At 68.4% G+C, this 25,288-nt stretch carries 24 protein-coding genes and 1 pseudogene; 7 read left to right on the plus strand and 18 right to left on the minus strand.

All coding sequences use genetic code 11. The annotated features are described in order from the left end of the window. The gene (gene panB / locus AQJ27_RS06875; RefSeq protein WP_067363327.1) at positions 1 to 888 is read right to left on the minus strand and encodes a 3-methyl-2-oxobutanoate hydroxymethyltransferase; all 888 of its coding nucleotides are present in this window, start codon (positions 886 to 888) and stop codon (positions 1 to 3) included. A gap of 250 nt (positions 889 to 1,138) precedes the next feature. Here panB and AQJ27_RS06880 point away from each other — a divergent pair, with 250 nt between their 5' ends. The 4 genes from AQJ27_RS06880 (at position 1,139) to AQJ27_RS06895 (ending at position 6,102) form a co-directional block, all read left to right on the plus strand. Continuing rightward, positions 1,139 to 2,731 carry an MFS transporter gene (locus AQJ27_RS06880; protein ID WP_067363329.1) on the plus strand — a complete coding sequence of 531 codons (1,593 nt, stop codon included), beginning with the start codon at positions 1,139 to 1,141 and terminating at the stop codon, positions 2,729 to 2,731. A gap of 52 nt (positions 2,732 to 2,783) precedes the next feature. Beyond that, complete coding sequence (locus AQJ27_RS06885; protein WP_075026511.1) at positions 2,784 to 3,404, plus strand: TetR/AcrR family transcriptional regulator; 621 nt, start codon at positions 2,784 to 2,786, stop codon at positions 3,402 to 3,404. A 225-nt stretch (positions 3,405 to 3,629) separates the two neighbouring features. After that, a complete protein-coding gene (locus tag AQJ27_RS06890) occupies positions 3,630 to 4,688 on the plus strand; it encodes an endonuclease/exonuclease/phosphatase family protein (RefSeq protein ID WP_079064841.1) in 1,059 nt (352 codons plus the stop codon). Between the two features lie 190 nt (positions 4,689 to 4,878). Then, positions 4,879 to 6,102, plus strand: a complete 1,224-nt coding sequence (locus AQJ27_RS06895) for an MFS transporter (RefSeq protein ID WP_067363331.1) — start codon at positions 4,879 to 4,881, stop codon at positions 6,100 to 6,102. Positions 6,103 to 6,284: 182 nt separating this feature from the next. Here the strand turns inward: AQJ27_RS06895 and AQJ27_RS06900 are convergent, their stop codons facing one another. The 4 genes from AQJ27_RS06900 to AQJ27_RS06915 form a co-directional block, all read right to left on the minus strand. Next, positions 6,285 to 8,039 carry an NAD+ synthase gene (locus AQJ27_RS06900; RefSeq protein ID WP_067363334.1) on the minus strand — a complete coding sequence of 585 codons (1,755 nt, stop codon included), beginning with the start codon at positions 8,037 to 8,039 and terminating at the stop codon, positions 6,285 to 6,287. 263 nt (positions 8,040 to 8,302) lie between these two features. Beyond that, positions 8,303 to 10,252 carry a S53 family peptidase gene (locus tag AQJ27_RS06905; RefSeq protein WP_067363337.1) on the minus strand — a complete coding sequence of 650 codons (1,950 nt, stop codon included), beginning with the start codon at positions 10,250 to 10,252 and terminating at the stop codon, positions 8,303 to 8,305. 606 nt (positions 10,253 to 10,858) lie between these two features. Continuing rightward, positions 10,859 to 11,491 (minus strand): DUF305 domain-containing protein, encoded by a 633-nt coding sequence (locus AQJ27_RS06910; RefSeq protein WP_067363340.1) that lies wholly within the window; start codon positions 11,489 to 11,491, stop codon positions 10,859 to 10,861. A 5-nt stretch (positions 11,492 to 11,496) separates the two neighbouring features. Further along, positions 11,497 to 12,165 (minus strand): DUF3105 domain-containing protein, encoded by a 669-nt coding sequence (locus AQJ27_RS06915; RefSeq protein WP_067363343.1) that lies wholly within the window; start codon positions 12,163 to 12,165, stop codon positions 11,497 to 11,499. Between the two features lie 193 nt (positions 12,166 to 12,358). Here AQJ27_RS06915 and AQJ27_RS06920 point away from each other — a divergent pair, with 193 nt between their 5' ends. Further along, positions 12,359 to 12,820, plus strand: coding sequence for an Rrf2 family transcriptional regulator (locus tag AQJ27_RS06920; RefSeq protein ID WP_067363346.1), 462 nt, complete (start codon positions 12,359 to 12,361; stop codon positions 12,818 to 12,820). Positions 12,821 to 12,929: 109 nt separating this feature from the next. Here the strand turns inward: AQJ27_RS06920 and AQJ27_RS06925 are convergent, their stop codons facing one another. Then, positions 12,930 to 14,120, minus strand: coding sequence for a globin domain-containing protein (locus AQJ27_RS06925; protein WP_067363349.1), 1,191 nt, complete (start codon positions 14,118 to 14,120; stop codon positions 12,930 to 12,932). Positions 14,121 to 14,470: 350 nt separating this feature from the next. Between AQJ27_RS06925 and glnA the strand changes: the two genes are divergently transcribed. Beyond that, a complete protein-coding gene (gene glnA / locus AQJ27_RS06930) occupies positions 14,471 to 15,832 on the plus strand; it encodes a type I glutamate--ammonia ligase (protein WP_054230834.1) in 1,362 nt (453 codons plus the stop codon). A gap of 75 nt (positions 15,833 to 15,907) precedes the next feature. Here the strand turns inward: glnA and AQJ27_RS61200 are convergent. The 3 genes and pseudogenes from AQJ27_RS61200 to AQJ27_RS51860 all read right to left on the minus strand — a co-directional run. After that, a pseudogene (locus AQJ27_RS61200) lies at positions 15,908 to 16,196 on the minus strand (site-specific integrase); the annotation flags it as partial. A 9-nt stretch (positions 16,197 to 16,205) separates the two neighbouring features. Further along, entirely contained in the window at positions 16,206 to 16,574 is a 369-nt protein-coding gene (locus AQJ27_RS06935) for a GntR family transcriptional regulator (RefSeq protein ID WP_067363351.1), read from the minus strand. A gap of 71 nt (positions 16,575 to 16,645) precedes the next feature. After that, the gene (locus AQJ27_RS51860) at positions 16,646 to 17,029 is read right to left on the minus strand and encodes an NUDIX hydrolase (RefSeq protein WP_235613510.1); all 384 of its coding nucleotides are present in this window, start codon (positions 17,027 to 17,029) and stop codon (positions 16,646 to 16,648) included. Here AQJ27_RS51860 and AQJ27_RS58535 point away from each other — a divergent pair. Beyond that, the gene (locus AQJ27_RS58535; protein WP_067363354.1) at positions 17,009 to 17,215 is read left to right on the plus strand and encodes a hypothetical protein; all 207 of its coding nucleotides are present in this window, start codon (positions 17,009 to 17,011) and stop codon (positions 17,213 to 17,215) included. The genes AQJ27_RS51860 and AQJ27_RS58535 overlap by 21 nt on opposite strands. Here the strand turns inward: AQJ27_RS58535 and AQJ27_RS51865 are convergent. The 9 genes from AQJ27_RS51865 to AQJ27_RS06975 form a co-directional block, all read right to left on the minus strand. After that, positions 17,206 to 18,591 carry a hypothetical protein gene (locus AQJ27_RS51865; protein WP_235613506.1) on the minus strand — a complete coding sequence of 462 codons (1,386 nt, stop codon included), beginning with the start codon at positions 18,589 to 18,591 and terminating at the stop codon, positions 17,206 to 17,208. The two genes, AQJ27_RS58535 and AQJ27_RS51865, sit on opposite strands and share 10 nt — an antisense overlap. Before the next feature lie 429 nt (positions 18,592 to 19,020). Further along, on the minus strand, positions 19,021 to 19,674 hold the full coding sequence (locus tag AQJ27_RS06945) for a sigma-70 family RNA polymerase sigma factor (protein ID WP_067363357.1): 654 nt from the start codon (positions 19,672 to 19,674) through the stop codon (positions 19,021 to 19,023). Between the two features lie 20 nt (positions 19,675 to 19,694). Next, a complete protein-coding gene (locus AQJ27_RS06950; RefSeq protein ID WP_067363360.1) occupies positions 19,695 to 20,672 on the minus strand; it encodes a DMT family transporter in 978 nt (325 codons plus the stop codon). After that, the gene (locus AQJ27_RS06955; RefSeq protein WP_067363363.1) at positions 20,666 to 20,860 is read right to left on the minus strand and encodes a hypothetical protein; all 195 of its coding nucleotides are present in this window, start codon (positions 20,858 to 20,860) and stop codon (positions 20,666 to 20,668) included. Before AQJ27_RS06955 ends, AQJ27_RS06950 begins: the two co-directional genes overlap by 7 nt. A gap of 36 nt (positions 20,861 to 20,896) precedes the next feature. Next, positions 20,897 to 22,618, minus strand: a complete 1,722-nt coding sequence (locus AQJ27_RS06960) for an MFS transporter (RefSeq protein ID WP_067363366.1) — start codon at positions 22,616 to 22,618, stop codon at positions 20,897 to 20,899. 44 nt (positions 22,619 to 22,662) lie between these two features. After that, positions 22,663 to 23,109: a MarR family winged helix-turn-helix transcriptional regulator gene (locus AQJ27_RS06965; RefSeq protein ID WP_067363369.1), complete on the minus strand. Its 447-nt coding sequence runs from the start codon at positions 23,107 to 23,109 to the stop codon at positions 22,663 to 22,665. A gap of 193 nt (positions 23,110 to 23,302) precedes the next feature. Further along, on the minus strand, positions 23,303 to 23,905 hold the full coding sequence (locus AQJ27_RS51870) for a hypothetical protein (RefSeq protein ID WP_235613505.1): 603 nt from the start codon (positions 23,903 to 23,905) through the stop codon (positions 23,303 to 23,305). A 116-nt stretch (positions 23,906 to 24,021) separates the two neighbouring features. Continuing rightward, the gene (locus AQJ27_RS06970) at positions 24,022 to 24,606 is read right to left on the minus strand and encodes a GNAT family N-acetyltransferase (RefSeq protein WP_067363372.1); all 585 of its coding nucleotides are present in this window, start codon (positions 24,604 to 24,606) and stop codon (positions 24,022 to 24,024) included. A 164-nt stretch (positions 24,607 to 24,770) separates the two neighbouring features. After that, positions 24,771 to 25,262, minus strand: a complete 492-nt coding sequence (locus tag AQJ27_RS06975) for an FBP domain-containing protein (protein WP_067364721.1) — start codon at positions 25,260 to 25,262, stop codon at positions 24,771 to 24,773. Between the last annotated feature and the right edge of the window lie 26 nt (positions 25,263 to 25,288).

Genomic DNA, 25,288 nt, shown 5'->3' on the forward strand with positions numbered 1-25,288 from the left:
TCAGTGGACCGAGTGCTCCTCAAGAGGGAACGTTCCGCCGACGACGTCGTCCGCGAACGCGCGCACCGCGTTGCCCATGACCTCGCGCAGATCGGCGTACTTCTTCACGAACTTCGGCACCCTGCCGCCGGTGAGGCCGAGCATGTCGGTCCACACCAGGACCTGCGCGTCGGTCTCCGGACCCGCGCCGATGCCGACGGTCGGGATGTGCAGGGTGCGCGTGACCTCGGCGGCGAGCTCCGCCGGGACCAGCTCCAGGACGACCGCGAACGCGCCCGCGTCCTGGACCGCCTTGGCGTCGCGCAGCAGCTGCTGGGCTGCCTCCTCGCCGCGGCCCTGGACGCGGTAGCCCATGGAGTTCACGGACTGCGGGGTCAGGCCGATGTGCGCCATCACGGGGATGCCGGACTCCACGAGCAGCTCGATCTGGCGGTGCGAGCGCTCGCCGCCCTCCAGCTTCACCGCGCCGACCCCGGCCTCCTTGACCAGGCGGGTGGCGGAGCGCAGGGCCTGGACGGGGCCCTCCTGGTACGACCCGAAGGGCAGGTCGCCGACGATCAGGGCGCGGCTGGTGCCGCGTACGACCGCGGCGGACAGCATCGTCATCTCGTCGAGGGTGACGGGGACGGTCGTCTCGTACCCCAGGTGGCAGTTGCCCGCCGAGTCGCCGACGAGCATGACCGGGATGCCGGCCTCGTCGAAGACGGACGCGGTCATCGCGTCGTAGGCGGTGAGCATCGGCCACTTCTCGCCGCGCTCCTTGGCTGTGGTGATGTCGCGGACCGTGATGCGGCGGGTGCTCTTGCCTCCGTACAGCGCCTTGCTGCTGTCGGTGGTCGCCCGCGCACCCTCCGCGGGCTGCTTCGGGGCAGCCGAAAGCTGCGTCATCGCAACGGCTCCTTCTGTCATCTCGAGGCGCCCTGACGGCGTCCCCGGACCCCCTACATGGTGGCACCTCGTGCCACCGGGGGCCAGACCGGGTCGAGCGATGTACGTCTCGGGTGGACCCGCGGCATACGACTCGGGTGGACCCGCGGTATACGGATCGGGTGGACCGTAGACCCATCTCTTCGTAAGGTCTCTGTAAAGGATTTACGATACGAGACGGTCCCGTATCGGAAATCGCTAGGCTCGGCCCATGACAACTCCCGCAGCCCACGTCGAACGGCGCGTGCCCGAAGCGGTCCATCGGCGCCGCTGGGCCATTCTCGGCGTGCTCATGCTCAGCCTGTTGATAGTGGTGCTGGACAACTCCATCCTCAACGTCGCGATCAAGACGATCTCGACGCCGGCGCCCACCGGACTCGGCGCCACCCAGAGCGAGCTGGAGTGGGCCATCAACGCCTACACGCTCGTCTTCGCGGGGCTGCTGTTCACCGCGGGCCTCCTCGGCGACCGGCTCGGCCGCAAGAACGTCCTGCTCGCCGGACTCGCCGTCTTCGGCAGCGGCTCCGCGCTGGCCGCGGAGGCCGGCTCACCCGTCCAGCTCATCGTCTTCCGCGCGCTGATGGGCTTCGGCGCCGCCTTCGTGATGCCCGCCACCCTCGCCGTCCTCATGAACGTCTTCGAGCGCGAGGAGCAGCCCAAGGCCATCGGCATCTGGGCCGGCGGTGTCGGCATCGCCATCGCCATCGGCCCGATCACCGGCGGCGTGCTCCTCGCCCACTTCTGGTGGGGCTCGGTCTTCCTGATCAACGTGCCGATCGTGCTGCTCGCGCTCGGCCTGATGTTCTGGCTGGTCCCGGACTCGCGCGACCCGAGCCCCGGCCGCATCGACCTCGTCGGTGTCGTCCTGTCGGTCATAGGGCTCGTCCTGCTCGTCTACGGCATCATCAAGGGCGGCCAGCTCGCCTCCTTCACCGACGCGAAGGTCCTCGCGACCATCGGCGCCGGAATCGCCGTCATCGTCTGCTTCGTCGTCTACGAGAAGCGCAGCGACCATCCGTCCATCGACATCTCCTACTTCAAGAACAAGGTCTTCTCGGCCGCCATCACCGCCATCGCGCTCGTGTTCTTCGCGATGATGGGCGTGACCTTCTTCTCCGTCTTCTACACCCAGAGCGTGCGGGGCTACTCGCCGCTGAAGACCGGTGTGCTGCTGCTGCCGCTCGCCGCGGCCCAGCTCTTCTTCGCACCGCGCGCCCGCCTCGTCGTCGACCGCTTCGGCAACCGGGCCACGTGCACGGCGGGCCTGCTGCTGCTCGGCGCGATGCTCGGCGCCTTCGCGACCCTGGACGCGGACACACCGATCTGGCTCCTCGAGGTCATCTTCTTCCTCATGGGCACGGGCATGGCGCACATCATGACCCCGACCAGCGTCGTCATCATGCAGGCCCTGCCGCGCGAGAAGGCCGGCTCCGCCTCCGCCCTCAGCAACGTCTTCCGTCAGGTCGGCGGCGCCCTCGGCATCGCGGTCCTCGGCTCGGTCCTCTCCTCGGCCTACCGCAACGGCATCGAGGACAAGCTCACCCTCCTGCCGGCCGGCCTGCGGCACACCGCGGGGGAGTCCATCGAGGCCACCCTCGGCGTCGCCGCCAAGCTCGGCCCCCGGGGCGACGCCCTCATCACCCCGGCCAACGACGCCTTCCTGCACGCCATGCACGTCACCGCCCTGTGCGGTGCGGGCATCGCGCTGGTCGGTGCCGTCATCGTGGCCCTGTTCCTGCCCGGCCGCAGTTCGACCCCGCAACAGGGCAAGGAGGAGACGGAGTTGGTGGCCGCCGAGCACTGACGGGGCGCAGCAGGGAGAATTGCGCCAGCACCACCAAGGAAAGGAGCGACACGTGAGCCTCGCGGACAGCCCAGCCAGGCAAGAGGGGTCCCCCCGGGGGCGTCCCCGCAGCGAGGCCGTGGAGCGCTCCATCATCGAGGGCGCGATAAAACTCCTGGAGGACGGCGTCCCCCTCGCGGAGATCTCCATCGAACGCCTGGCCAGGACCGCGGGCGTCGGCAAGGCGACCATCTACCGCCGTTGGAGCGGCAAGGAGGAACTCTTCGTCGACGTCATGCGCGCCACCGAGCCCCCGGACACCGAACTCCCGGGCACCTCGATGCGCGACGACCTGATAGCCCTTCTGGAGCCGCTGCGCCAGCGGGGCCTGGCCAGCCGCTCCTCGGCGCTCCTGCACAACGTCTACGCCCAGATCAAGTCCAGCCCCAAGATCTGGGCCGCGTACCAGGCGATCGTCATCGAACCGCGGCGCCTGACCACCTTCGAGGTCCTGCGCCGCGGACAGCGGGACGGCGAGCTCCGCGACGACGTGGACATCGAGGTCATCAACGACCTCTTCGTCGGCCCCATGCTGGTACGCGCCGTCATGCGCCCGGACGCCGAACTCCCCGAGGACCTGGCCGAACAGATCGTCGACACGGTACTTGCGGGACTGCGTCCCGACCGGCCCTAGTTCGTCCTCTCGTTCATCCTCGCATTCATCCTCTCGGCCGATGCGCCGAATGTGCGCGTTTCGTCACAGAGGCCGCGCTCCGCCCCGTATTCGGAACTCCGAACACCGAGTTGTTCGTCCTCGTGCCCGTACGGCCGTCCCCGGACGGCGAGATCGACGCCGATCATCCCCTAGGGTCGTAGCCGAGGGGCTGACGGTGTGCACGGCAGGTTGTGAGGCGACGGTATGGCGCAGGCGTACGTGACGGAGACGGGCAGCGACGGCTCGGGACCCGAGCGTCGAGGTCCCCGGCTTCGGCGCCTGCTGGACAAGCTCCGGCGCTCGCTGGGCTCCTGGCGCGGCGACCGCGGCATCTGGCGGCGCGGACTGATCCTGGCCGCGCTCGCCCTGATCCTCGCCCTGGTGATGCTGCTGCACGCGCAGATCCCCAACCGGATCGGCAACCTCGGCAGTCTCACCGAGACGTTCCTGCCGTGGCTCGGCATCCTCATCCCCGTCCTGCTGGTTCTCGGCCTCGTACGGAAGTCCGCGAGCGCCCTGATCGCCGTCGTGCTGCCCGCGATCGTCTGGCTGAACCTGTTCGGCGGACTGCTCACCGACCGGACCGGTGCCGGCGGCGACCTGACCGTCGCCACGCACAACGTCAACGCGGAGAACCCGGACCCTTCCGGTACCGCCCGCGACGTGGCCGCGTCCGGCGCCGACGTGGTGGCCCTGGAGGAGCTGAAGGCCACGGCGGTCCCCACGTACGAGAAGGCGCTCGCCCCGACATACAGGTACCACTCCGTCGAGGGCACCGTCGGGCTGTGGAGCAAGTACCCGATGACCGGCACCGAGCCCGTCGACATCAAGCTCGGCTGGACGCGTGCGATGCGCGCCACGGTGACGACCCCGAACGGCCAGGTCGCGGTGTACGTCGCCCATCTGCCCTCGGTCCGGGTGAAGCTGCAGGCCGGGTTCACCGCCCGCCAGCGCGACCGGAGCGCCGACGCGCTCGGCGAGGCGATCGCCGCCGAGTCACTGCAGAAGGTCGTCCTGCTCGGTGACCTCAACGGCACGATGAACGACCGCGCGCTGAACGCCGTCACCTCGCAGATGCGCTCCACCCAGGGCGCGGCGGGCAGCGGCTTCGGGTTCAGCTGGCCCGCGTCGTTCCCGATGGCCCGGATCGACCAGATCATGGTCAAGGGCATCGAGCCGGTGACCTCCTGGACCCTGCCCAGGACCGGCAGCGACCACCTCCCGATCGCCGCCCGGGTCAAGCTCGCGGCAACCGGGTCTTAACCTCCTGGAATACTGGGCCTGCGAGACTTTGTTCCACAGGTGAACTTAGAGAGCCCGTGCACACCGGTGTGCACGGGCGCGTCCGTGCGCGCATGTGCCCCAGGCCACTGGGGCGCACGCCCACGAACCCGGGCTCGTCCCCGCCCGTCCTGTTCTCCTCTTTGCACTCCGCTCCTCTGAAAGGCCCCTCATGCCTCTGGCCCTGCTCGCCCTAGCCGTGGGCGCCTTCGGCATCGGTACCACCGAGTTCGTGATGATGGGCCTGCTGCCCGACGTCGCGGACGACCTCCACATATCCATCCCCAGCGCCGGACACCTCGTCTCGGCCTACGCCCTCGGCGTGGTGATCGGCGCCCCGCTGCTCGCCGCGGCCACCGCCCGGATGTCCCGCCGCAAGGTCCTCATCGCCCTGATGGGGCTCTTCGTGGCCGGCAACGCGCTCTCCGCCTTCGCCCCCGACTACCACTGGCTGCTCGCCGCCCGCTTCGTCAGCGGTCTGCCGCACGGCGCCTTCTTCGGCGTCGGCGCCGTCGTCGCCACCAACCTCGTCGCCCCCGAGCGCAAGGCGCGCTCCGTCTCGCTGATGTTCCTCGGCCTGACCGTCGCGAACATCGCGGGCGTCCCCGTCGCCACCTTCATCGGCCAGCACTTCGGCTGGCGTGCCACCTTCCTCGGCGTGAGCGCGATCGGTCTGGCGGCGATAGCCTCGCTCGGGTTCCTGATCCCGCGCGACCACACGCACGGCCCCACGGGCGGCCTGCGCGGCGAACTGGCCGCCCTGCGTTCGCTCCCCGTCTGGCTGGCCCTCGGTACGACGGTCGCGGGCTTCGGCGCCCTCTTCTCCGCGTACAGCTACATCACGCCGATGCTCACGGACTCCGCCGGGTACGCCGACTCCAGCGTCACGCTGCTGCTCGCGCTGTTCGGCGTCGGAGCGACGGTCGGCAACCTCGTGGGCGGCCGCCTCGCGGACCACTCCCTGCGCGGCACCCTCTTCGGCGGGCTCGTCTCGCTGGTCACGGTCCTCGCCCTCTTCCCCGTCCTCATGAGCGCCCAGTGGAGTGCGGCCGTCGCGGTCGCCCTCCTCGGTGCCGCCGCCTTCATCACCGGCTCGCCCCTCCAGCTGATGGTCATGGAGAAGGCCTCCGCCGCGCCGTCCCTGGCGTCCTCCGCCAACCAGGCCGCGTTCAACCTCGCGAACGCCGGCGGTGCGTGGATCGGCGGCATCGCGCTGGCCGCGGGCTTCGGTACGACGTCGCCCGCGCTGGCGGGTGCTCTGCTCGCCGTCCTCGGCCTCGCGGTCGCCGCGACGGCGTACACCGTGGACCGCCGCCGCGCCGAGGTCCCCGCCCCCACGCCGGGCCGCCTGGTCGCAACCCACGTTCCCCCGCACCCGGAACACGCGAATCACTGACCTGCTTCGCCCGTAAGCGCCGGACGAGCGCAGGCTTTCAGGGGCGCGGGGAACTGCGCGACCAGCCCCCACCGGCCCGCGGTCAAAGAACTCACCCGGGGGGTCTGGGGGCGGAGCCCCCAGGTCCGGGACGGGACGGGTAGGGGCGGCGGGGGCGAAACACCCCCGCCGCCCCTACGGCGTCACGCGTGCTCGCGCCACCGATTGGTGATCGGAAGCCGCCGGTCCTTCCCGAACCCCTTGGCGGAGATCTTGGTGCCCGGCGGATACTGCCGGCGCTTGTACTCCGCCGTGTCCACCATCCGCAGCGTCTTCACCACCAGCTCCCGGTCGAACCCCGCCGCGACGATCCCGTCCGCCCCCTCGTCCCGGTCCACATACCGCTCGAGGATCGCGTCCAGCACGGGATAGTCGGGGAGGGAGTCCGTGTCGACCTGGTCGGGACGGAGCTCCGCGCTCGGCGGCTTGGTGATCGAGTTCTCGGGGATCGGCGGGGTCTGCCCCCGCTCGGCCGCCGACCGGTTACGCCACTCCGCCAGCCGGAAGATCGACGTCTTGTACACGTCCTTGATCGGCCCGTACGCGCCCACGGAGTCGCCGTACAGCGTCGAATACCCCACCGCCAGCTCGGACTTGTTCCCCGGCGCCAGCACGATGTGCCCCTCCTGGTTGGAGATGGCCATCAGCATCGTGCCCCGCAGACGCGACTGGAGGTTCTCCTCGGCCAGCCCGGTCAGCCCCAGCGACGACATATACGCGTCGAACATCGGCTCGATCGCCACGGTCCGGAAGTTCAGCCCCGTCCGCCGCGCCAGCTCCGCCGCGTCCCCCTTGGAGTGGTCGGAGGAGTACTTCGACGGCATCGACACCCCGTACACGTTCTGCGCACCCAGCGCGTCGCACGCGATCGCGGCGACCAGCGCCGAGTCGATGCCGCCGGACAGTCCGATCAGCACGGACCGGAACCCGTTCTTCGCGACGTACGCCCGCAGCCCGACGACCAGCGCCGAGTAGACCTCCTCGTCGGCGTCGAGCCGCTCCGCGTACCCGCCGGCGAGCTCCGCCTCGTACGCGGGCAGCGGCTCCTCCGACAGCACCAGCCGCTCGATGCGCAGCCCGTCGTCGACGACACCCGTCACCGGCTCGGCGGCGCCCGCCGGCAGTTCCAGGTCCAGTACGACGCACCCCTCCGCGAACTGCGGCGCGCGTGCGACGACCTCCCCGTCCCGGTCGACCACGATGGAGTCGCCGTCGAAGACCAGCTCGTCCTGCCCGCCGATCATGGCGAGGTAGGCGGTGGTGCAGCCGGCCTCCTGGGCCCGCTTGCGCACCAGTTCGAGGCGGGTGTCGTCCTTGTCGCGCTCGTACGGCGAGGCGTTGATGGACAGCAGCAGTCCGGCTCCGGCGGACCGGGCGGCCGGCACGCGCCCGCCGTCCTGCCAGAGGTCCTCGCAGATGGCGAGGGCCACGTCGACCCCGTGCACCCGCACGACCGGCATGGTATCGCCGGGCACGAAGTAGCGGAACTCGTCGAACACGCCGTAGTTCGGGAGGTGGTGCTTGGCGAAGGTCAGCGCCACCCGGCCCCCGTGCAGCACGGCGGCGGCGTTCTGCGGGGCGCCGGCCGGCTGCCCGTACTTCGGCTGGGCGGTCTCGGACCGGTCGAGGTAGCCGACGATCACCGGCAGCTCCCCGAAGCCCTCGTCGGCCAGCCGCGCGGCCAGCGCGCGCAGCGCCGCGCGGGAGGCCTCGACGAAGGACGACCGCAGGGCCAGGTCCTCGACGGGATACCCGGTCAGCACCATCTCGGGGAACGCCACCAGATGCGCTCCCTGCTCGGCGGAGTGCCGGGTCCAACGGACGATCGCCTCGGCGTTGGCGGCGAGATCGCCGACGGTCGAGTCGATCTGATTCAGGGCGAGGCGTAGTTGAGGCACGGGCCCAGTGTAATCGTCAGAGCGACACAATGGGGTGTGGGGCGCCCCACGTGCAGACGCCCGGACCTCCGGCGCGGCGGTGCGGTGCGGTGCGGTGAACAGCGTCGGCCGTCCCCACCGCGCCAGGCTCCTGGTCGGCCCGTCCGGGCGGCTTACCCTCACGGGGTATACGGCCCCGCTGGGCCGTCCGCCCGCCCGCCCGGAAACGCGGACGCCCGCCCCTCGACGAGGGGCGGGCGCAGCGGAGATGCGACGGAGAACCGTCAGTGACCGTGGTTGGAGCGGTACGACTCGACGTAGCCCGAGGTGGGCGTGCCCACACCGGTGACGTCGTCGTAGCCGCGCACGGCCTTCAGGGAGCTGTCCTTGCCGAGGCTGCGGACGGAGGTGAGCAGACCGCCCGACGCGTCGAAGGAGTTGGCGAAGTCCACGCGCGCCACGGCGAGTTCGGAGCCCGTGGGGGTGTCCGTCACGTCGTGGTAGGCCTTGGAGCCGTACTTCGCGTAGATCGACGGGTTGGCGAAACCGATCGCCTTGCCGCCGCGCGCCTCCTGGGCCAGGGCCTGGACCGCCGCGATCACCGGCGCGGCGAGCGAGGTGCCGCCGATCCGGTACTCGCTGTACTGCTGGGACCCGTCCGGGAAGGTCTGCGTCTGGCCGACCTTGAAACCGGTGTTGGGGTCGGCGACCGCCGCGATGTCCGGCACGGTGCGCATGGCCGTCGTGCCGTTGGCCTTGGCGAGCGCGCCGGGCACGACAGCCTTCTGGTAGAAGGGCTGCGCCACGGTCTTGCTGGTGCCGCCGCCCGCGCCCGAGGTGAACGCGCCCGGGAAGCCGGTCCAGCTCTTGCCGTCGGCCGCGAGCGAGGCCTTCTCGGTGCCCCAGCCGGTCTCGAACTGGTACTTGTCGCCCTTGCCGACCGCCAGCGACGTACCGCCGACCGCCGTCACCCACGCCGAGTTGGCCGGGGTGTCGACCTGCTTCGTGCCGGTGTTGGCGACCTCGTCACCGTTGTCACCGGAGGAGAAGTAGAAGCCGATGCCCTCGACCGCGCCGAACTGGAAGGTCTGGTCGTAGGCGGCCGCGAGGTCCGGCGTCTGGTTGGCCTCGATGTCGCCCCACGAGTTGGAGACGATGTCGGCCAGGTGGTTGTCGACGATCTTGTTCAGCGAGTCGAGCAGATCGTTGTCGAAGCAGGACGCGGCACCCACGTAGGTGATGCTCGCGTCCGGAGCGACGGCGTGCACGGCCTCGACGTCGAGGGTCTCCTCGCCGTACCAGCCGGCCGCCCCGCACGCCTCGGTCTGCGTGTAGGTGCCGGGCAGCACCTGACGCAGCTGGCTGCTGCTGTACGCCGAGTCACCGTGCTTCTTGGCGTACGTGGCCGCGTCGAACGCGATGGTCGGCGAGGCGTACGCGTCGGTGATGGCGACCCGCACACCCTTGCCGGTGCGCTTGCCCGCGCCGTAGGCGGCGCGCAGCTGCTTGCCCGTGTAGCCCTGGATCGCGTACGGGATCTTCGTGCCGTACGCGTCAGGCAGGGTGCTCGCGGTGTTCGAGCCGAAGTACGAGGAGAACGGTCCGGCGTTCTTGAAGACCGCGTCCGGGGGCGGCAGCGTCTCGTCGTGCGTCGCCTTGTGCGGGGCGTTGTCCAGGCCGGTGACGGTCAGGACGGCGCCGTTGAGGGCGGCCGGCGCGGAGGCCGTCTTGGACGGCGCGCGGTAGGTCTTCTTGCCCTTGGTGTAGTTGTGCAGCTGGGTGCCGAACGCCTTCTCGGCGGCGGCCACGTCACCGGTGACGGAGACGTAGTGCTGCGTGGTGCCGGTGACCTTCAGGCCCGCCGACTTCAGCCACGAGGTCACCGCGGCGACCTGCGCCTTGGTGGCACCGAAGCGGGTCTGCGTCTGCTTGGCGCTGAGGTACTTGCCGTACGAGGCCGAGTTCGGGTCGGACACGGCCTTGGCGTACGCGGCCAGACCGGCAGCGTTCCGGCCGGCCAGGTAGACCCGGGCGGAGACCTGGGAGTTGTCGGACGCGGCCCCCTTGTCCGCCTTCGCCGTGGCCCACGCGGGCTTGGTGCCCGTGAGGGTGTCCCGGCTGGGACCGTCCGCGGCGTTGGCCGTGGGTATACCGAGCGCCAGCGCGCCGGCGAGCAGCGGCAGTGTCGCTGCCATGCTCACCCCGGCGCGCATGGTGGCGCGATTGGATCTCATAAAACCCCCTGCGATGCGGTTCGTCGCATGTGTGGTCGTTCGTGATGTGCGAAACCGTGTGCCGGAATTGAGGACGCACGGAATGGATCACGCTGGGGTCACTCTGGCGATGAACCGTTCATGCCAGGGGAATGAGAAGGCCAAGGAAACACCAAGTGGCCGCGAATAAAGGGTGTTTGGGGCGGTATGACGTCACCCTCGCCCCGGGTGTAGGGATATCCCTCGTTTTCTTGTAAAGGGGTTCCCAACTTCTGTATGCGTATTGCGACATCGGCGGGTTCGTGGTTCGCCCCGGCGACGGCAAGCGCTTCGCGGTTCGGGGTGTGCGGCGACTTTGAGGCGGCCGGGACGACTGGGAAGGCTGGGGTGGCAGGGGCGGCCAGAGCGGCAGGGGTGGCAGGGGTGCCAAGGTGTAAGGGTGGCAGGGGTGCCGAGGGCGGCGCGGTCGTCTTCGGCCCCGCGGCGCGGCCATGCCCGCCCACATCCGGCCGACCGGCGTGGTCACCCACCCGGCGGAGAAAGACGGACGGGTCCGGGATTCGACACCCCGGACCCGTTCACGCACAGTCGTTCACACGCGGCCGTTCACGCCCAGCCGTCCTCGGCCTAGTCGCGGGCCTTCGCGCCCCGCTCCTTGAGCATGTCCGCCATCAGCTGGATCTCCGACTGCTGCGCGTCGACCATGCCCTGGGCGAGCTTCTTCTCCACGCCGACGGTGCACTTGGCGACGCAGCCCTCGGCCATGTGGATGCCGCCCTTGTGGTGGTCGGTCATCAACTGCAGATAGAAGACCTCCGCCTGCTTGCCGTTCAGCGTGTTCAGCTTCTTCATCTCGGTGTTGGTCGCCATGCCGGGCATCAGCGCGCCGTCCTTGCCGGACGCCATGTCGCCCATGCCCATCCACGTCATGGGCGCGTCCGCCGACACCTTCGGCAGCTCCCACAGGTCGAGCCAGCCCAGCAGCATGCCGCGCTGGTTGGCCTGCGTCTGCGCGATGTCGTACGCGAGCCGCCGTACCTCCACGTCGTCCGTACGGTCGCGCACGATGTACGACATCTCGACGGCCTGCTGGTGATGGACCGCCATGTCCCGGGCGAAACCCGCGTCCGCCGAGTCGGCCGACGGCACCTTCGTCCCCGAGGACCCCGAACCGTCGCTCTCGGCGACCGCGTACGTGATCGCCCCGGCGGCCACCAGCACCGCCGCCGTGGTCCCCGCGATCCAGCCCACCTGGCGCATCTGGCTCACTGCGACAGACCGTTGGTGCAGGCGGCGCCCGGCTCGGGCGTCTGCTTGCCCTGCACGAACTCCGAGAAGAACTTGTCGACGTTCGGGTCGCTCGAGCTCGTCACCGTGCGCTGCTTGCCCCACGCGCTCAGCATGATCGGGTCCTTCTGGTCCTCGACAGGGCTCATCAGGGTGTACGGCGTCTTCTTGACCTTCGCTTCGAGCGCCTTCACGTCGGCGTCGGAGGCCTTGCTGTTGTACGTCACCCACACCGCGCCGTGCTCCAGCGAGTGCACGGCGTTCATGTTGTTGATCGCCTTGCCGTAGACGTCGCCGTTGCAGTTCATCCACACCGGGTTGTGGTTGCCGCCGACCGGGGGCTCCATCGGGTACTTCACGGTCTTGGTGACGTGGTTGCGGGCCAGCGTTCCCGACCAGGTCTCCACGCCGTCCTTGCCCGTGACGAAGTGCCCCGAGCCACCCTTCGAGTCGCTCGCCGAGGTGCTGCTGTCGTCGGACTGCGACTTGACCAGGACGACACCGCCGACGACGAGACCGGCGACTATGACCGTGCTGGCCGTGATCGTGAGGATCCGGTTACGACGCTCCCGGGCACGCTCGGCCTTGCGCATCTCTTCTATGCGCGCCTTGCGCTGCGCGGAGGTGGTGTTCTTGGCGGAACCCATGGCGAGTCCTTATGGGGATGGGACGGTCGGGTCCGCTGATCGTAATGGGACGAGGGTGCCCAGTACGAAGGGAGGGCACAGAATGTCCAAAGGAGACACCCTGTGGCGCAGCCCCGCAAAGGTGGGAGGCGGCGCTGTCCGGATGATCCGTGGATAATTTGAGCGGCAGATGCGTATTAACTACGCTGGCGGCATGAGGCTGCTGCGCTCCACCGACCTGGCCCTGCGTGTCCTGATGCGGCTCGCCGTCGCCGACGGGTCGACTCCCACCACCCGCGAGGTCGCCGCGGACATGGATGTCCCCTATACCCATGCCGCGAAGGTCGTCGCCGAGCTCCAGCACCTGGGACTGCTCGCGGCCCGCCGCGGCCGCGGCGGCGGCCTCGGCCTCACCGAAGCGGGGCGTACGGCTTCGGTCGGCGCGATCGTCCGCACCTTCGAGGGCGACGGTGACGTGGTCGACTGCGAGGGGGCCGCGCCCTGCCCGCTCCACACCGGCTGCCGACTGCGGGGTGCGCTGCGGCGGGCTCAGGAGGCGTTCTTCGCCTCGCTGGACCCCCTGACGGTGGCGGACATGGTCGCCGCACCCACGGGGCCACTGCTGCTGGGGATCTCCGGCAGGCCGATCTCGGCTTTGACATCCGATGACGACTGACACCTAGCGAAATCTGTTATCTGTCATCTGATATCTGACGTCTGATATCTGACACCTGACACCTGAAGTCCGCCGCCTGCTATCTGCCGCCCGCCGTCAGTCATCCGCCTCAGCCCTGCGCAAGCCAGAGATCCGGCCCGAACACCTCGTAATGAATGTCGGCCGGAGCCACCCCCTTGTCGATGAGCTGCCCCCGTACCGCCCGCATGAAGGGCAGCGGCCCGCACAGGTACGCGCGTGTGCCCGACGCGACGGTCACGGAGGAGAGGTCCGCGCGCCCGGGGCGGCCGGCGCCCTCGGCGTCCTGCTCGTACCAGAAGTGGACGGCGGCGTCCGCGAGCTTCGCCGCGTACGCCTCGTGGTCGGCGCGCAGCGCGTGGTCGGCGGGGGAGCGGTCGGCGTGGATGACCGTGACGGGGGCGCGGTGTCCGGTGAGCGCGAGCTGTTCCAGCATGGCGATCATCGGGGTGACGCCGATGCCGGCGGAGGCGAGCAGCACCGGCGCGTCCGTGTCGTCGAGCACCAGATCGCCGTACGGCGCGGAGAGCTCGATCGTGCTGCCGACGTGCACACGCGTGTGGAGGTGGTGGGACACCTCGCCGTCGGGGCCCGAGGCCTCGCCCCGCACCCGCTTGACGCCGATCTGCCGTACGGGGGAGCCGGGGGCGCTGGAGAGGCTGTACTGGCGTATCTGGTGGGCGCCGTCCGGCAGCTCGACGCGTACGGACACGTACTGGCCCGCCCGGAAGTCCGGCAGCGGCCCCCCGTCGGCCGGGCGCAGCCGGAAGGTGGCGACGTCGGCGGTCTCCTCGACGCGTTCCACGACCTGCCAGACCCGCCATCCACCCCTCCCGTCGCCGTGCTGTGCGTACAGCCGCCGCTCGATGGCGATGAGGGCGTTCGCCATCAGCCAGTAGACCTCGTCCCAGGCGGCCTCGACCTCGGGCGTGACCGCGTCGCCGAGGACCTCGGCGATCGCCGCGAAGAGGTGCTCGCGCACGGTCGCGTACTGCTCGGGGGCGATCCCCAGGGAGGCGTGTTTGTGCGCGATGCGGTTCAGCAGCACGTCGGGGCGTTCGTCCGGCCGCTCGACGAGGTGGGTGGCGAAGGCGGCGATGGATCCCGCGAGGGCCCGGCGCTGGGTGCCGGAGGCCTGGTTGCCGCGGTTGAAGAGGTCGCGGAGCAGTTCCGGGTGGGCGGCGAAAAGCCTCTCGTAGAAGCGGTCGGCGATCTCGCCGATGGCGGCGCCGACGGCGGGGAGGGTGGCGTGGACCGTGGCGGAGGACTGCTCGGACAGCATGGGGGGCTCCTCAAGTGCCTGGGGCGGAACGGCAAGTGCCTGTGACGGAGCGGGGGTTGTGCTCCCCGTTTCTGCTCTGCACAGTAATAAAACTTGCATCTGAGATGCAAATTAAAGCTCACAAGGAGAGAGTCTGGGGGCCGACCATTACAGACAGGCGGATGAGCAGGCAGTATGGGCACCAGAGCAGGACACCTGCCGTACGCGAGGCGTTCAGACCGCGGTCGCCCGGGCGATCATGGTCCGCAACGCGCATGAAATGGTGTTGTGGTGGGATGCTCAGGTGCCCCGACCGTCCCCGAGGCGTGGGAGCAGGCGGCCTGACCAGCAAGGATGGGTGGAAGCGGAAGATGGACAAGCAGCAGGAGTTCGTGCTCCGGACACTGGAGGAGCGGGACATCCGGTTCGTTCGGCTGTGGTTCACGGACGTGCTGGGCTTCCTCAAGTCGGTGGCCGTGGCTCCGGCCGAGCTGGAGCAGGCCTTCGACGAGGGCATCGGCTTCGACGGCTCGGCCATCGAGGGCTTCGCCCGTGTGTACGAGTCCGACATGATCGCCAAGCCGGACCCGTCGACGTTCCAGGTGCTGCCGTGGCGCGCGGAGGCCCCCGGCACGGCCCGCATGTTCTGCGACATCCTGATGCCGGACGGCTCCCCGTCCTTCGCGGACCCGCGCTATGTCCTCAAGCGCGCCCTCGCGAAGACCTCCGACCTGGGCTTCACCTTCTACACCCACCCGGAGATCGAGTTCTTCCTGCTGAAGGACCGCCCGCTGGACGGCTCGCGCCCGACCCCGGCCGACAACTCCGGCTACTTCGACCACACCCCGCAGAACGTCGGCATGGACTTCCGCCGCCAGGCGATCACCATGCTGGAGTCGATGGGCATCTCGGTCGAGTTCTCCCACCACGAGGGCGCCCCCGGCCAGCAGGAGATCGACCTGCGCTACGCCGACGCGCTCTCCACGGCCGACAACATCATGACGTTCCGCCTGGTCATGAAGCAGGTCGCGCTGGAGCAGGGCGTCCAGGCGACGTTCATGCCCAAGCCCTTCTCCGAGCACCCCGGCTCTGGCATGCACACGCACCTCTCCCTCTTCGAGGGCGACCGCAACGCGTTCTACGAGTCGGGCTCGGAGTACCAGCTTTCGAAGGTCGGCCGCTCCTTCATCGCGGGCCTGCTGAAGCACGCGGCGGAGATCTCCGCCGTCACCAACCAGTGGGTCAACTCCTACAAGCGCATCTGGGGCGGCTCGGAGCGCACCGCGGGCGCCGGCGGCGAGGCCCCCTCGTACATCTGCTGGGGCCACAACAACCGCTCCGCGCTCGTCCGCGTCCCGATGTACAAGCCCGGCAAGACCGGCTCCGCACGCGTCGAGGTCCGCTCCATCGACTCGGGCGCGAACCCGTACCTGGCCTACGCCCTGCTCCTGGCCGCCGGCCTGAAGGGCATCGAGGAGGGCTACGAGCTCCCGCCCGGCGCCGACGACGACGTCTGGGCCCTCTCCGACGCCGAGCGCCGCGCGATGGGCATCGAGCCCCTGCCCCAGAACCTCGGCGAGGCCCTCACCCTCATGCAGCGCAGTGAACTGGTCGCCGAGACCCTCGGCGAACACGTCTTCGACTTCTTCCTGCGCAACAAGAAGTCGGAGTGGGAGGAGTACCGCTCCGAGGTCACCGCCTTCGAGCTCCGCAAGAACCTGCCGGTGCTGTAAGCGCAGGTCAGCGCGGCTTTCCCGCCAGAACGGCACGTAGGGCCGACGGTCACCGACCGTCGGCCCTACGGCGTCTTACAGGCCCTGGGCCGTCTGTGGGCCGTCAGGCGGTGAATCGGTGCCCGTGTACATGCTGTCCACGGCCTTCCGGGTCCGGCTGTCGCTGCTCGGCATGAACTGCGTGTATACCCGGAGCGTGAACCCCGGACCGGTGTGCCCGAGGTACGTAGTCAGTGCCTTGATGTTCTCGCCGGCGTCCAGCCGGCCGCAGCCACGGCAACGTCACTTCCACCGGAGGGACCGTCTCCCGATGCCGCTCGAGTACGTGGGCGACGCGGTGGGACAACGGCACGTCGCGCACCTTTGCAGTGGCTCAGCGAGCAGCGATTCGGAGACCGGACAGGCCCACTCCGTCAGCTCCGGCAAGCTGCGGACGCTTCTCTCGAACCGGCGCGGTGCGGACCGTCCGCACCTTGCCCTGCCCCCTACTTGCCGGCACGCCGGCGGCTTCCAGGTTGTCGAGAGCCTTGGTCACCGTGGGCCGCGAGACTCCGAACCTTGTAGCCAGCGCGGACGCGCTCGGGAAGGCTGCCCCCACCTCAAGGCCCTCATCCGCGATGATGTCGCGCATCAGGTCCGCGGCTGACGGAAGCTCCGTCAGCTCCGGGTCGTTCGCGACCGGAGCCTTCACCGCGTCCGCGACCTTGAGAAAGGTCCCCCGAGGACTGGCATGCTCCGACACTCGCCCTCCCTCTCCCTGTGCCATCAAGCCGGATGCACCTCTTCCTCGGCGCGGAGACTCGCCTGCGTGCCTCAAGGGCTGGGCAGGTGACCGAGTGCGTGGGCAAGAGCCAGCGCAGCCAATGACATTCCGTCCTCAATGCGCCCCTGGGCTACCCAATGCCATAGCTCTCGGATGTGGAGCCAGCGCACGGCGGCAACTTCTTGCACGTCAACTACTTGCCCTGTGGGCTCGTTGACCCGTGCGAGCACTACGGCAACCCGGTTCGCCAACATTCCTGAATCTGGTGTCATAACGCCCAAGAGTTCGAATTCAGTGTCTTGCACACCAAGCTCTTCGTGGAGTTCCATCCGGGCAGTGACGAGGGGGTCGTGATCGTGGGAGAAACCGCGAGGAAAGCCCCACTGCCATGATCCCACCGGGTAGCGATATATGTGAACGAGTCCGACATTCATTCCATGGATGGGCAGTATCACGACGCCTGGACCTTCGCCACGGTTTGTGATTCTCAGGTACCGGCCATGGGTGCCGTCCGGGAACTCCACCTCGTCATCGAAGACCTCGGAGAAGCGATTCGCGTAGGCGAGGACCTCGCGCTTTCGGCGGATGGGCTCGGGGCCTCCCGGGTTTCTCAAGACTGATAGCCCCTCACGTCGACGACTCTTCCGAGTGCATGGGCTCGGCGCCGCGTGCCCTGCCAGCGGCGGGCGGACTGAACTCCCTCTTTGGTCATGGTGGGGGCAAGTGCCCCGATGGCTATTGCGGAGAATTCGAGAACGCTCGGAAATTGCCAGAGCGCGGCCGCAATTGCAGGTCCGGTGGCACCACTTCCGGTAAGGAAGACCTGAACTCCAAATTTTCCTACGAGGCCGGCATCACCCTGACCGCCGAGGATGGAGGCGACGCAGGCAAGATGAGCATCAAGTGCCTTTCGGGCGGCTGTAGCGTTCTCCGCCGCAGCCAACTTGTCCATCCCTTTCCAGAAGGGCGACCGGGCCCGGCCTGAACCTCCCCGCTGCGCCCGAGCATCAAGGAGGGCGGCGATTGCGTCTACCGCATTATCCCGCAGATTCGAAAACTGGCCGAGGGTCCGACTCTCCGTGACGGTTGCTTGCGAATTGAGCCGCACCTCGAACAGTGGATGTTCCTCTGATTCGCCTGCCGATACGTCCTGATGTGGCAACCAAGCTGGTCGGTACGTTGCGGAACGATATTGCGCGATCGCCAGCTCTTGCGCGATCGCGCGTGAGATGAGGATCCGATCCCCGACGGATACGTCAGTACTGAAGGTCGCGGGCGCAATTCCGATAGAATCAGCCACGATCACATTGTGCAAGGTGTCAACGAACTCGATTACTAGATTGAGAGTACTTTTGCTTCCGACGATTTCCTCCGGTGTCCGACGATCCGGATCGTCGGGCCACGGGTCTGGGATTCGCAAACGACTGCGTTCATTGAACGCCCCAGAACGCGTAGGATCAAGACGGCGAATCGCGCTCACGAGCTCCGCATGTACCTCACGGAAGGGTTCGGGAAGAGATTGCGCCGCTCGGCCCATCGGGGATGTCTCCGCAATGGTGGAGGTGAGCAGCTCTCCCAGCCCCAATGGTGCAGCTGGGGGATTCGCCCTCACTCGGGGCAGACCTCGGAATTCCGTGCGAATCTCGTTCAGCGCCTGCGCCCGGATGTCTCCTATCCAGTCGCTGTTGAGTAGGCGATCAAAGCTCTCGGACTGCCAGCGAACATGATGAGAATCAAGACCGTATTGTTCCGGCTTGTGGAGTTCCGGTAGCAAAGAACTCAAAAATGGATGATTCTTGTCGAAGGCGCGACCAAGAATGCTTGTTGCGGCGTCTTCGAAGGAATTTGCCCTGAAGAGATGAAGCCGAAAGGGGTGTTCGTTGATGGCTGTCGCATTGCGGGCCTGTAGCACTGTGTGTGCGACACTGAGGAATCCAGTGGAATCAAACGCATAAGACTGTGGAACGACGACATCGCGCCCAAGTGCAAGCGTCATGAGTACTTCGATAAAGACCTGAAGCTCGTGGTCGTCCCGTCGCTGCCGCTCGGAGTCCGAGATGCCAGTCGGACCTGGCCAGGGCATCCGAACAGAGTCGAGTGACTCCAGGTACTGGAGATCTTGACCGCTTGAGAGAGTCATATCCGCCCCTGAGGTGCCAAGCCAGCCCCGCCGCTACTCAACGCTACCGCCAGTCGCCCCGGAGTGTGCACATGAAGCTGCGCTCCCGGCAGATTTCTACGCCCGTCAACTAGGGCCTGCCCACGGTCTTGACGGGCGTCTGCCTGACATGACGAGCGCCCATCAGTGTGGGACGGATGTCGGCTGAGTGTGCCATTTGGTGTGGTCAGCCACGGTCAATGACGGCTCGCAGCAGTCGAGATGCGTCGTTGACCGTGGCTGCAGTCCATGCGTGCGGGACTTTCCCTAGGCCGCAGGTGGGAGCGGGGTACAGGGATCGACTCGGGCGCGGCGCGCGCCGGGACTCAGGCAGGCGGGGGCCTGGCCATGCCGGCGCGTGGTGTGTTTCTCGACGAGTCCGTGCTCGCCTGCGTAGTCCTGCAGCAGTTGCCGCAGGTGGTGCCGGGCCCGGTAGATGCGGGAGCCGACGGTGTTCGTGGTCACGCCCGTGAAGTCGGCGGTCTCCTGATAGGTGAAGCCCTCGACGTCACAGAGGTAGATGGTCACCCGTTGCTCGGGGGAAAGGGCGCGCAGGGCTGCCCGGACGTCCGGGTCGCCGAGGCGGTCCAGCACCTCGGCCTCGGCCGAGCGCAGTCCCGGCGGCATGTGGGACTCGGCGTGGACCTGCTGCCAGTCCTCGATCTCGTCGGTGCGGCTGCGCGGCGGCTCGCGCCGTGCCTTGCGGTGGTTGTTGAGGAAGGTGTTGATCAGGATGCGGTCGAGCCAGGCTCTGAGGTTGGTGCCCTGCTGGAACTGGTCGAAGTGCGCGTATGCCTTGGCGTAGGCCTCCTGCACCAGGTCTTCGGCGTCGTCCGGATTACGGGTCATGCGCAACGCGGCCAAGTACATGCGAGGGCGGAATTCCAGGGCACATGCGAAGCCGGTGATGGACGTGGGCATCGATGGTTTCCTCCTTCGACTCACTGCACGTGCGTTGCCGTTCCGCGGGGTGTGGGCCGTACATGAGCCGCCGCGTGGTCCGAGGCGCTCGTCGTTGGGGTCTCGTCGTCCGCCGGCGTGGCCGTGTCCGACGTGCCGGCCGGCTTGCCGGACAGGGTGTGGTTACGGGACAGGCGGGTCACAGCCGTCGCCGCCAGTGCGAGGCAGAGGAGTTGGAGGGGCAGCCACCAGCCGCCGCGCAGGGTTTCGCCGTAGAGGGTGATGCCCAGGGTGAGGCTGACGAGGGCGTCTCCGAGGGTCAGTGCCGGCTGGGAGGCGATCAGTGGTCCGGACTGTAGGGCGTTCTCCAGCAGGAACAAAGAGCACACGCCCGTCGCGGCGAAGGCGTAGGTCTGCCAGGAGGTGAAGAAGGCGGCGATGCCCTCACGGCTGAGGGTGTCGGTGGAGGACTTCATCAACGCGGCGGTCAGGGCGTAGCCGATGGCGGCGGCCAGACCCATGCAGGCGGCGCGGCTTGGGCCCACGCGGCGCCTGACCGCGAGGGTGCACAGCACCGCCATGGCTCCGAGGCAACAGGCCATCACCGCTGTCCACAGTGAGGCGGGGGCTTGGAGGGTGCCTCCGCCGGGTGCGGCCGCGAACAGTCCCAGGCAGAGACTGACGACGATGCTGCCGACAGAGAGCCAGGTCGCCCGGGGCATCGGGTGACGGAAGGCGATACCCGCGACGAGCAGGGTGAACGGCAACTCCAGCAGGAAGACCGGCTGTACGACGGCCAGGGGGCCGGTGGCCAGTGCGGCGCCCTGAAAGAGTGCCGCGAGGAGGACGCCTCCGATCCCGAGCACCCAGACGGGCGTGCGGAGCAGGTCCCACATCAGGCCGATCCGGAACCCGTCGGACCGCGGGACGATCAGGGCGGCCCGACGCTGCATCACGTTTCCAAGAGCGTTGCTCGCGGCCGCGAGCACGGCGCAGACAAGCGACACGGCGATCAGCACGACGACCTCCTCTGGGCGGACGGCGGACGACGGACGGCGGACGGCAGCCGAAGTTCACGTTCGCGGTCCCGGCGGCGCTCACCGCGCGGGAGGACGTTCGCGCCGATGGCGATGGCGATGGCGATGGCGATGGCGGTGATCAGCACCGAGGTCCCCAGCGTGTACGCGATCGCGTTCGCCGCACCCACGTTGTCTCCTTCTTGCCGGCGCCGTGCCCGTCCGCGCTACGCGCTCTTGGTGCGCAGCTCCTCCAGTGACGCTGCCGTCAACCGGTGTGGTGTCCGGCCGGGTTCGACCAGGACGACGGTGGAGGCCGCGGCGTGGGTCAGCGCGGCGGTGAAGCTGCCGTCGGTGAACTGTGCCACCGGTCCGCGCGGGGACCGGCCGATCGCGATCGTGTGTGCTTCGACGTCGGCGGCGTGCTGGGCGAGGACCCTGCCGGCCGTGGCGTGGTCACCGATGCTGGTGAGTACCTGGCCGGTGGCGGTGACGCCGTGTGCGGCGAGGTGGTTGAGGTGGGCGAGCACTGCGGCGCGTGCGTGGTCGGCGTCCTCGGTGTCGATGGCCTGCTCCTCGATCACGGCGGTCTCACGGACGTGGACGACCTCCAGCGTGCTGTCGGTGTCGCGGGCGATCGCGGCGGCCTCGTCGACGATCAGGGCGGCGTCCTCGGTGGCGCCGACCGCCACGATGACCGGGCGGTACCCGGGCTCCGGGGTGGCCCCGACACGCTCGAGGGTCGGGCGCACCGTCTCGCCGTGGGCCTCGTTCTTCTCCGCAGCGCTGACCAGCTTGTGGCCCGAGGCGAGGACGAAGACCGCGAGGATGAAGGCGGCGCCGCCGAGGTAGAACGGGACGCTCAGGCTGGTGGCGTCGGCGAGCTTGCCGGCGACGAACGGAGCCAGGCCGCCTCCGATGAACCGGACGAAGCCGTAGGTCGAGGAGGCGACCGATCGCTCGACCGGGGAGACGAGCATGACGGCCTGGGTGGTGAGGGTGTTGTTGATACCGATGAACGCGCCGCTGACGATGACCGCGACGATCACGGCGACGGGGCTGTTGACGCCGACGGCGATGACCGTCATGACGATGCCGAGCCCGATCAGGTTGCCGTAGAGCACCGGGGCGGTGCCGAAACGTGCCTGCAGGCGGGGGGCGACGAACACGCTGAAGGCGGCGACCAGTAGGCCCCAGCCGGTGAAAACCAGGCCGAGCTGCTGGGCGTCGAGCTCCATGGGGTACGGCGCGTAGCCGAGCATGGTGAAGAATCCCCAGTTGTACAGCAGCGCCATGATGCCCATGGTGAGCAGGCCGCGGTGCCGCAACGCCTTGAGCGGGGCGGCCAGTGAGCTGCGGTGCTCGGGTTTGGGCAGCGCGGGGACGAACGCGATCGTGGCGATCAGGGCGACGGCCATGAGTACGGCGACGCCGAAGAACGGTCCGCGCCAGCTGATGGTGCCCAGTTCACCGCCGAGCAGCGGGCCGACCGCGATGCCGAGACCGAGTGCGGCTTCGTAGAGGATGATCGCTCCGCCGAAGCCGCCGCTGGCCGAGGCGACGATGACCGCCAGGCTGGTGGCGATGAACAGGGCGTTGCCCAGGCCCCAGCCTGCGCGGAAGCCGACGATGCCGCCTATCGAGCCGGAGGCGCCGGCGAGTGCGGAGAACACGACGATCAGTACCAGGCCTATGACCAGCGTGCGCTTGGCGCCGATCCGGCTGGAGACCCACCCCACCACGAGCATCGCGACCGCGGTCACGACCAGGTAGCTGGTGAACAGCAGCGACACCTGACTCGGTGTGGCATGGAGGTTCTTCGCGAGCGAGGGAAGGATCGGGTCGACCAGGCCGATGCCCATGAACGAGATGACGCAGGCGAACGCCACGGCCCAGACAGCACGTGGCTGCTTGAACAGGCTCGCCGTTGTCCCATGCGTTGCGCTCATTGCCTATTTTCTCCCGGAAGGTTGTCTCTCATCGATGCCGACGGTCACTTCGACGCCTGGGCCTGGATCAATCGGGCGAGCGCGGGGAGGGCGATGGCCACCGCGGACCGCTCCTGCGGATCAAGCCGGTCCATCAGCTCGCGCAGAGCCTCCGCGCGCTCGGCATGCCGCTCTCTGACCACGTCGGCTCCGGCGTCGGTCGCTTCGACCAGCACGCCTCGCCGATCGTCGGTGCTCGCGATGCGGCGCACCAGCCCGTCGCGTTCCATGCGCGTGACCAGCTGGGTCATTCCGGGCTGGGAGACGCCCTCTCCGCGTGCCAGCTCGGTCACCCGCTGAGGTCCCTCGCGGCCGAGGCGGCCCAACACGGACGAGGCCGCCGAGCTCAGACCTCCGGCCGTGCTGACCTGACGCACGTACCGGACCAGCTGCTCCAAGGCGACGATGAGCTCTTCACCGGAGCCACCGGGATCCATAACGTTGTTATGCATAACTGCATTATGAAAGTGGGGTGAGTCGATCGTCAATGTGACCTGGATCTCACTCCTGATGGGTCGACAGCCCCTGATCCGCCGTCAGGAGCGGTACGTCTTGGCGAGGGTTTCCTGGACCGGGTCCTCGGCGAGGTGCCGGCGGGATCGTGGCGAGCGCCGGGTTGCGGTGGGTGAAGGTTCTTGGCGCTGCCTACTGCTTAATGAATAGCCGGCCAGATGTAGAGCATCGCGACGACGCAACCCGTGAACGAAAATGCGACCCAATATAAAGAAAAAGTATTCGGGTCGTCGGTGCGGCAATGACGTTCCTGTACTGCGGAGTTCGGCGCAGAGCCGCCCGTTCGTCCACACGACGGGTCGGTGTACCCAGAAACGCATCGGGCGCCGCAGAGCCGAAAAGGATGTTGAACGTCTCCAGTTGATAGGACCAGGCCCCGTCACATCTGCCGACGAACCGGTAGTTGATCTGCCATTGCAGCCACTGGCCGGGAGCCAGGCGAACGGCGGGCGGGCGTCGGTTGCGTCGTGGCATGGCAAACATGGTTGCCTCTGGTGGATCCACGCGCAGCACCCCATCGACCTCGCGGAGGATCGTCCCCGGCGCCGACAGATCCCGTACCTGCATATGAGGCTCGAAGGAATCGGACTCCCGCATGGCGACCTCGTGGAGGGCGGAACTCAGACCGGGAGGCAGCAAGAAGACCGTCGGGGCGGCGTTCCTCAGGGCAGCTTCAGGACCGCCGCGCGACTTCTTCGTCCATGACGTGCGCACCCGTTGAACGACGGCATCCATGGGCTCGATCATCCGGCATGACGCCGCACCGCGGCCACCGAGTTATGTGCCGTGCCAGACCTGTGCCAGATCGGGCGGGGAACAGCGTGCGGAGACGCCGAGGAGACGTTCCACCTTCAGGCCGCGGTTTTGGCGGTGACCCGGGCGCGCAGTGTCTCGCGGACGGTGGGCCATTCGTCGGCGAGCAGGCTGTAGTACAGGGAGTCGCGGCGGGTGCCGTCCGGGCGGCGCATATGGCTGCGCAGGGTTCCTTCGTGGACCAGACCGAGGCGGGCCAGGGCCTGCTGGGACCGCACGTTGAGGTTGTCGGTGCGCAGGGCCAGCCGGGCCAGGCGCAGGTCTTCGAAGGCGTGGGCGAACAGCAGCAGTTTGGACTCGACGTTGTAGGGGCCGCCCCAGCAGGAACGGTCGAACCAGGTCGCGCCGATCTCGGTGCGGCTCTCGGCCAGGTCGAGGTCGTACATGCTGGTCGAACCGATCACGGTGCCGTCGTCACGGCGCTGCACCGCGAAGCAGCGCCGCGTCGGGTCCGCTGTCATCTCGCCGAGCCACTCGCGCAGTTGGGCCACGGTCTCGGGTCGTGCCCGGGGCATCCACCGCCAGACCTCGGGATCGGACGCCGACGGGAAGAGGGCCTCGGCGTGGTCGGGAGACAGGCGGACGAGGCGGACGACAGTGCCCTCAAGCGGCTGGTTGGTCACCGGAGCAGAATAATCCGGTGGCCGGTGGCGATCTCCTCCTCATGGGCCTCCACGTGGGCCTCCGCATGGGCCTCCGCATGGGCCTCCACGCGGGCCTCCTCGCAGGTCTCCTCATGGCCTCCTCGCGGGCCTCCTCGTTTGAGTGCGACAGGGGCCGTACGGCGTCACGCCGTCACCTTCGTGAGGAACGCCGCCAGGTTCGTCACCGTTCGTTGGATCTTCTCCTCCAGGGTGAGTGACTCGTGCAGGCGGGCGCCGGCGCCCGCGTCCTTCTTGCCTCGTACGTACAGGGAGCAGGAGAGGTCGCTGCATATGTAGGCGCCGACCGAGTTGCCCTGCTGGCCTGCCTTGCCCGCCTTCGGGGCGACCATCAGGGAGACGCCGCCGGTGTGGGTGGTCAGGCACATCGAGCACATGCTGCGCCGGGTCTGCCAGGAGGTGGGGCTGGGGCTGCGCAGGACCAGGGCCTTCGGGTGGCCGTTCAGTTCGAGGACGAGGTAGGCGCGTTCGGGGGACTGGGGGTCTCGCCAGCCGAGGTAGTCCAGGTCGTCCCAGGGGTGGTCGGCCAGGTCGCGTGGGACGGACAGACGCTTCGCCTCGCCCTTGGTGCAGTTCACGAACGCGGCGCGGATCTCTTGTTCGGTCAGCGGCTTCATGAGGGACATGGTAAATTGCCTAAAAA

Source organism: Streptomyces olivochromogenes (assembly GCF_001514115.1).
Lineage (GTDB): Bacteria > Actinomycetota > Actinomycetes > Streptomycetales > Streptomycetaceae > Streptomyces > Streptomyces olivochromogenes.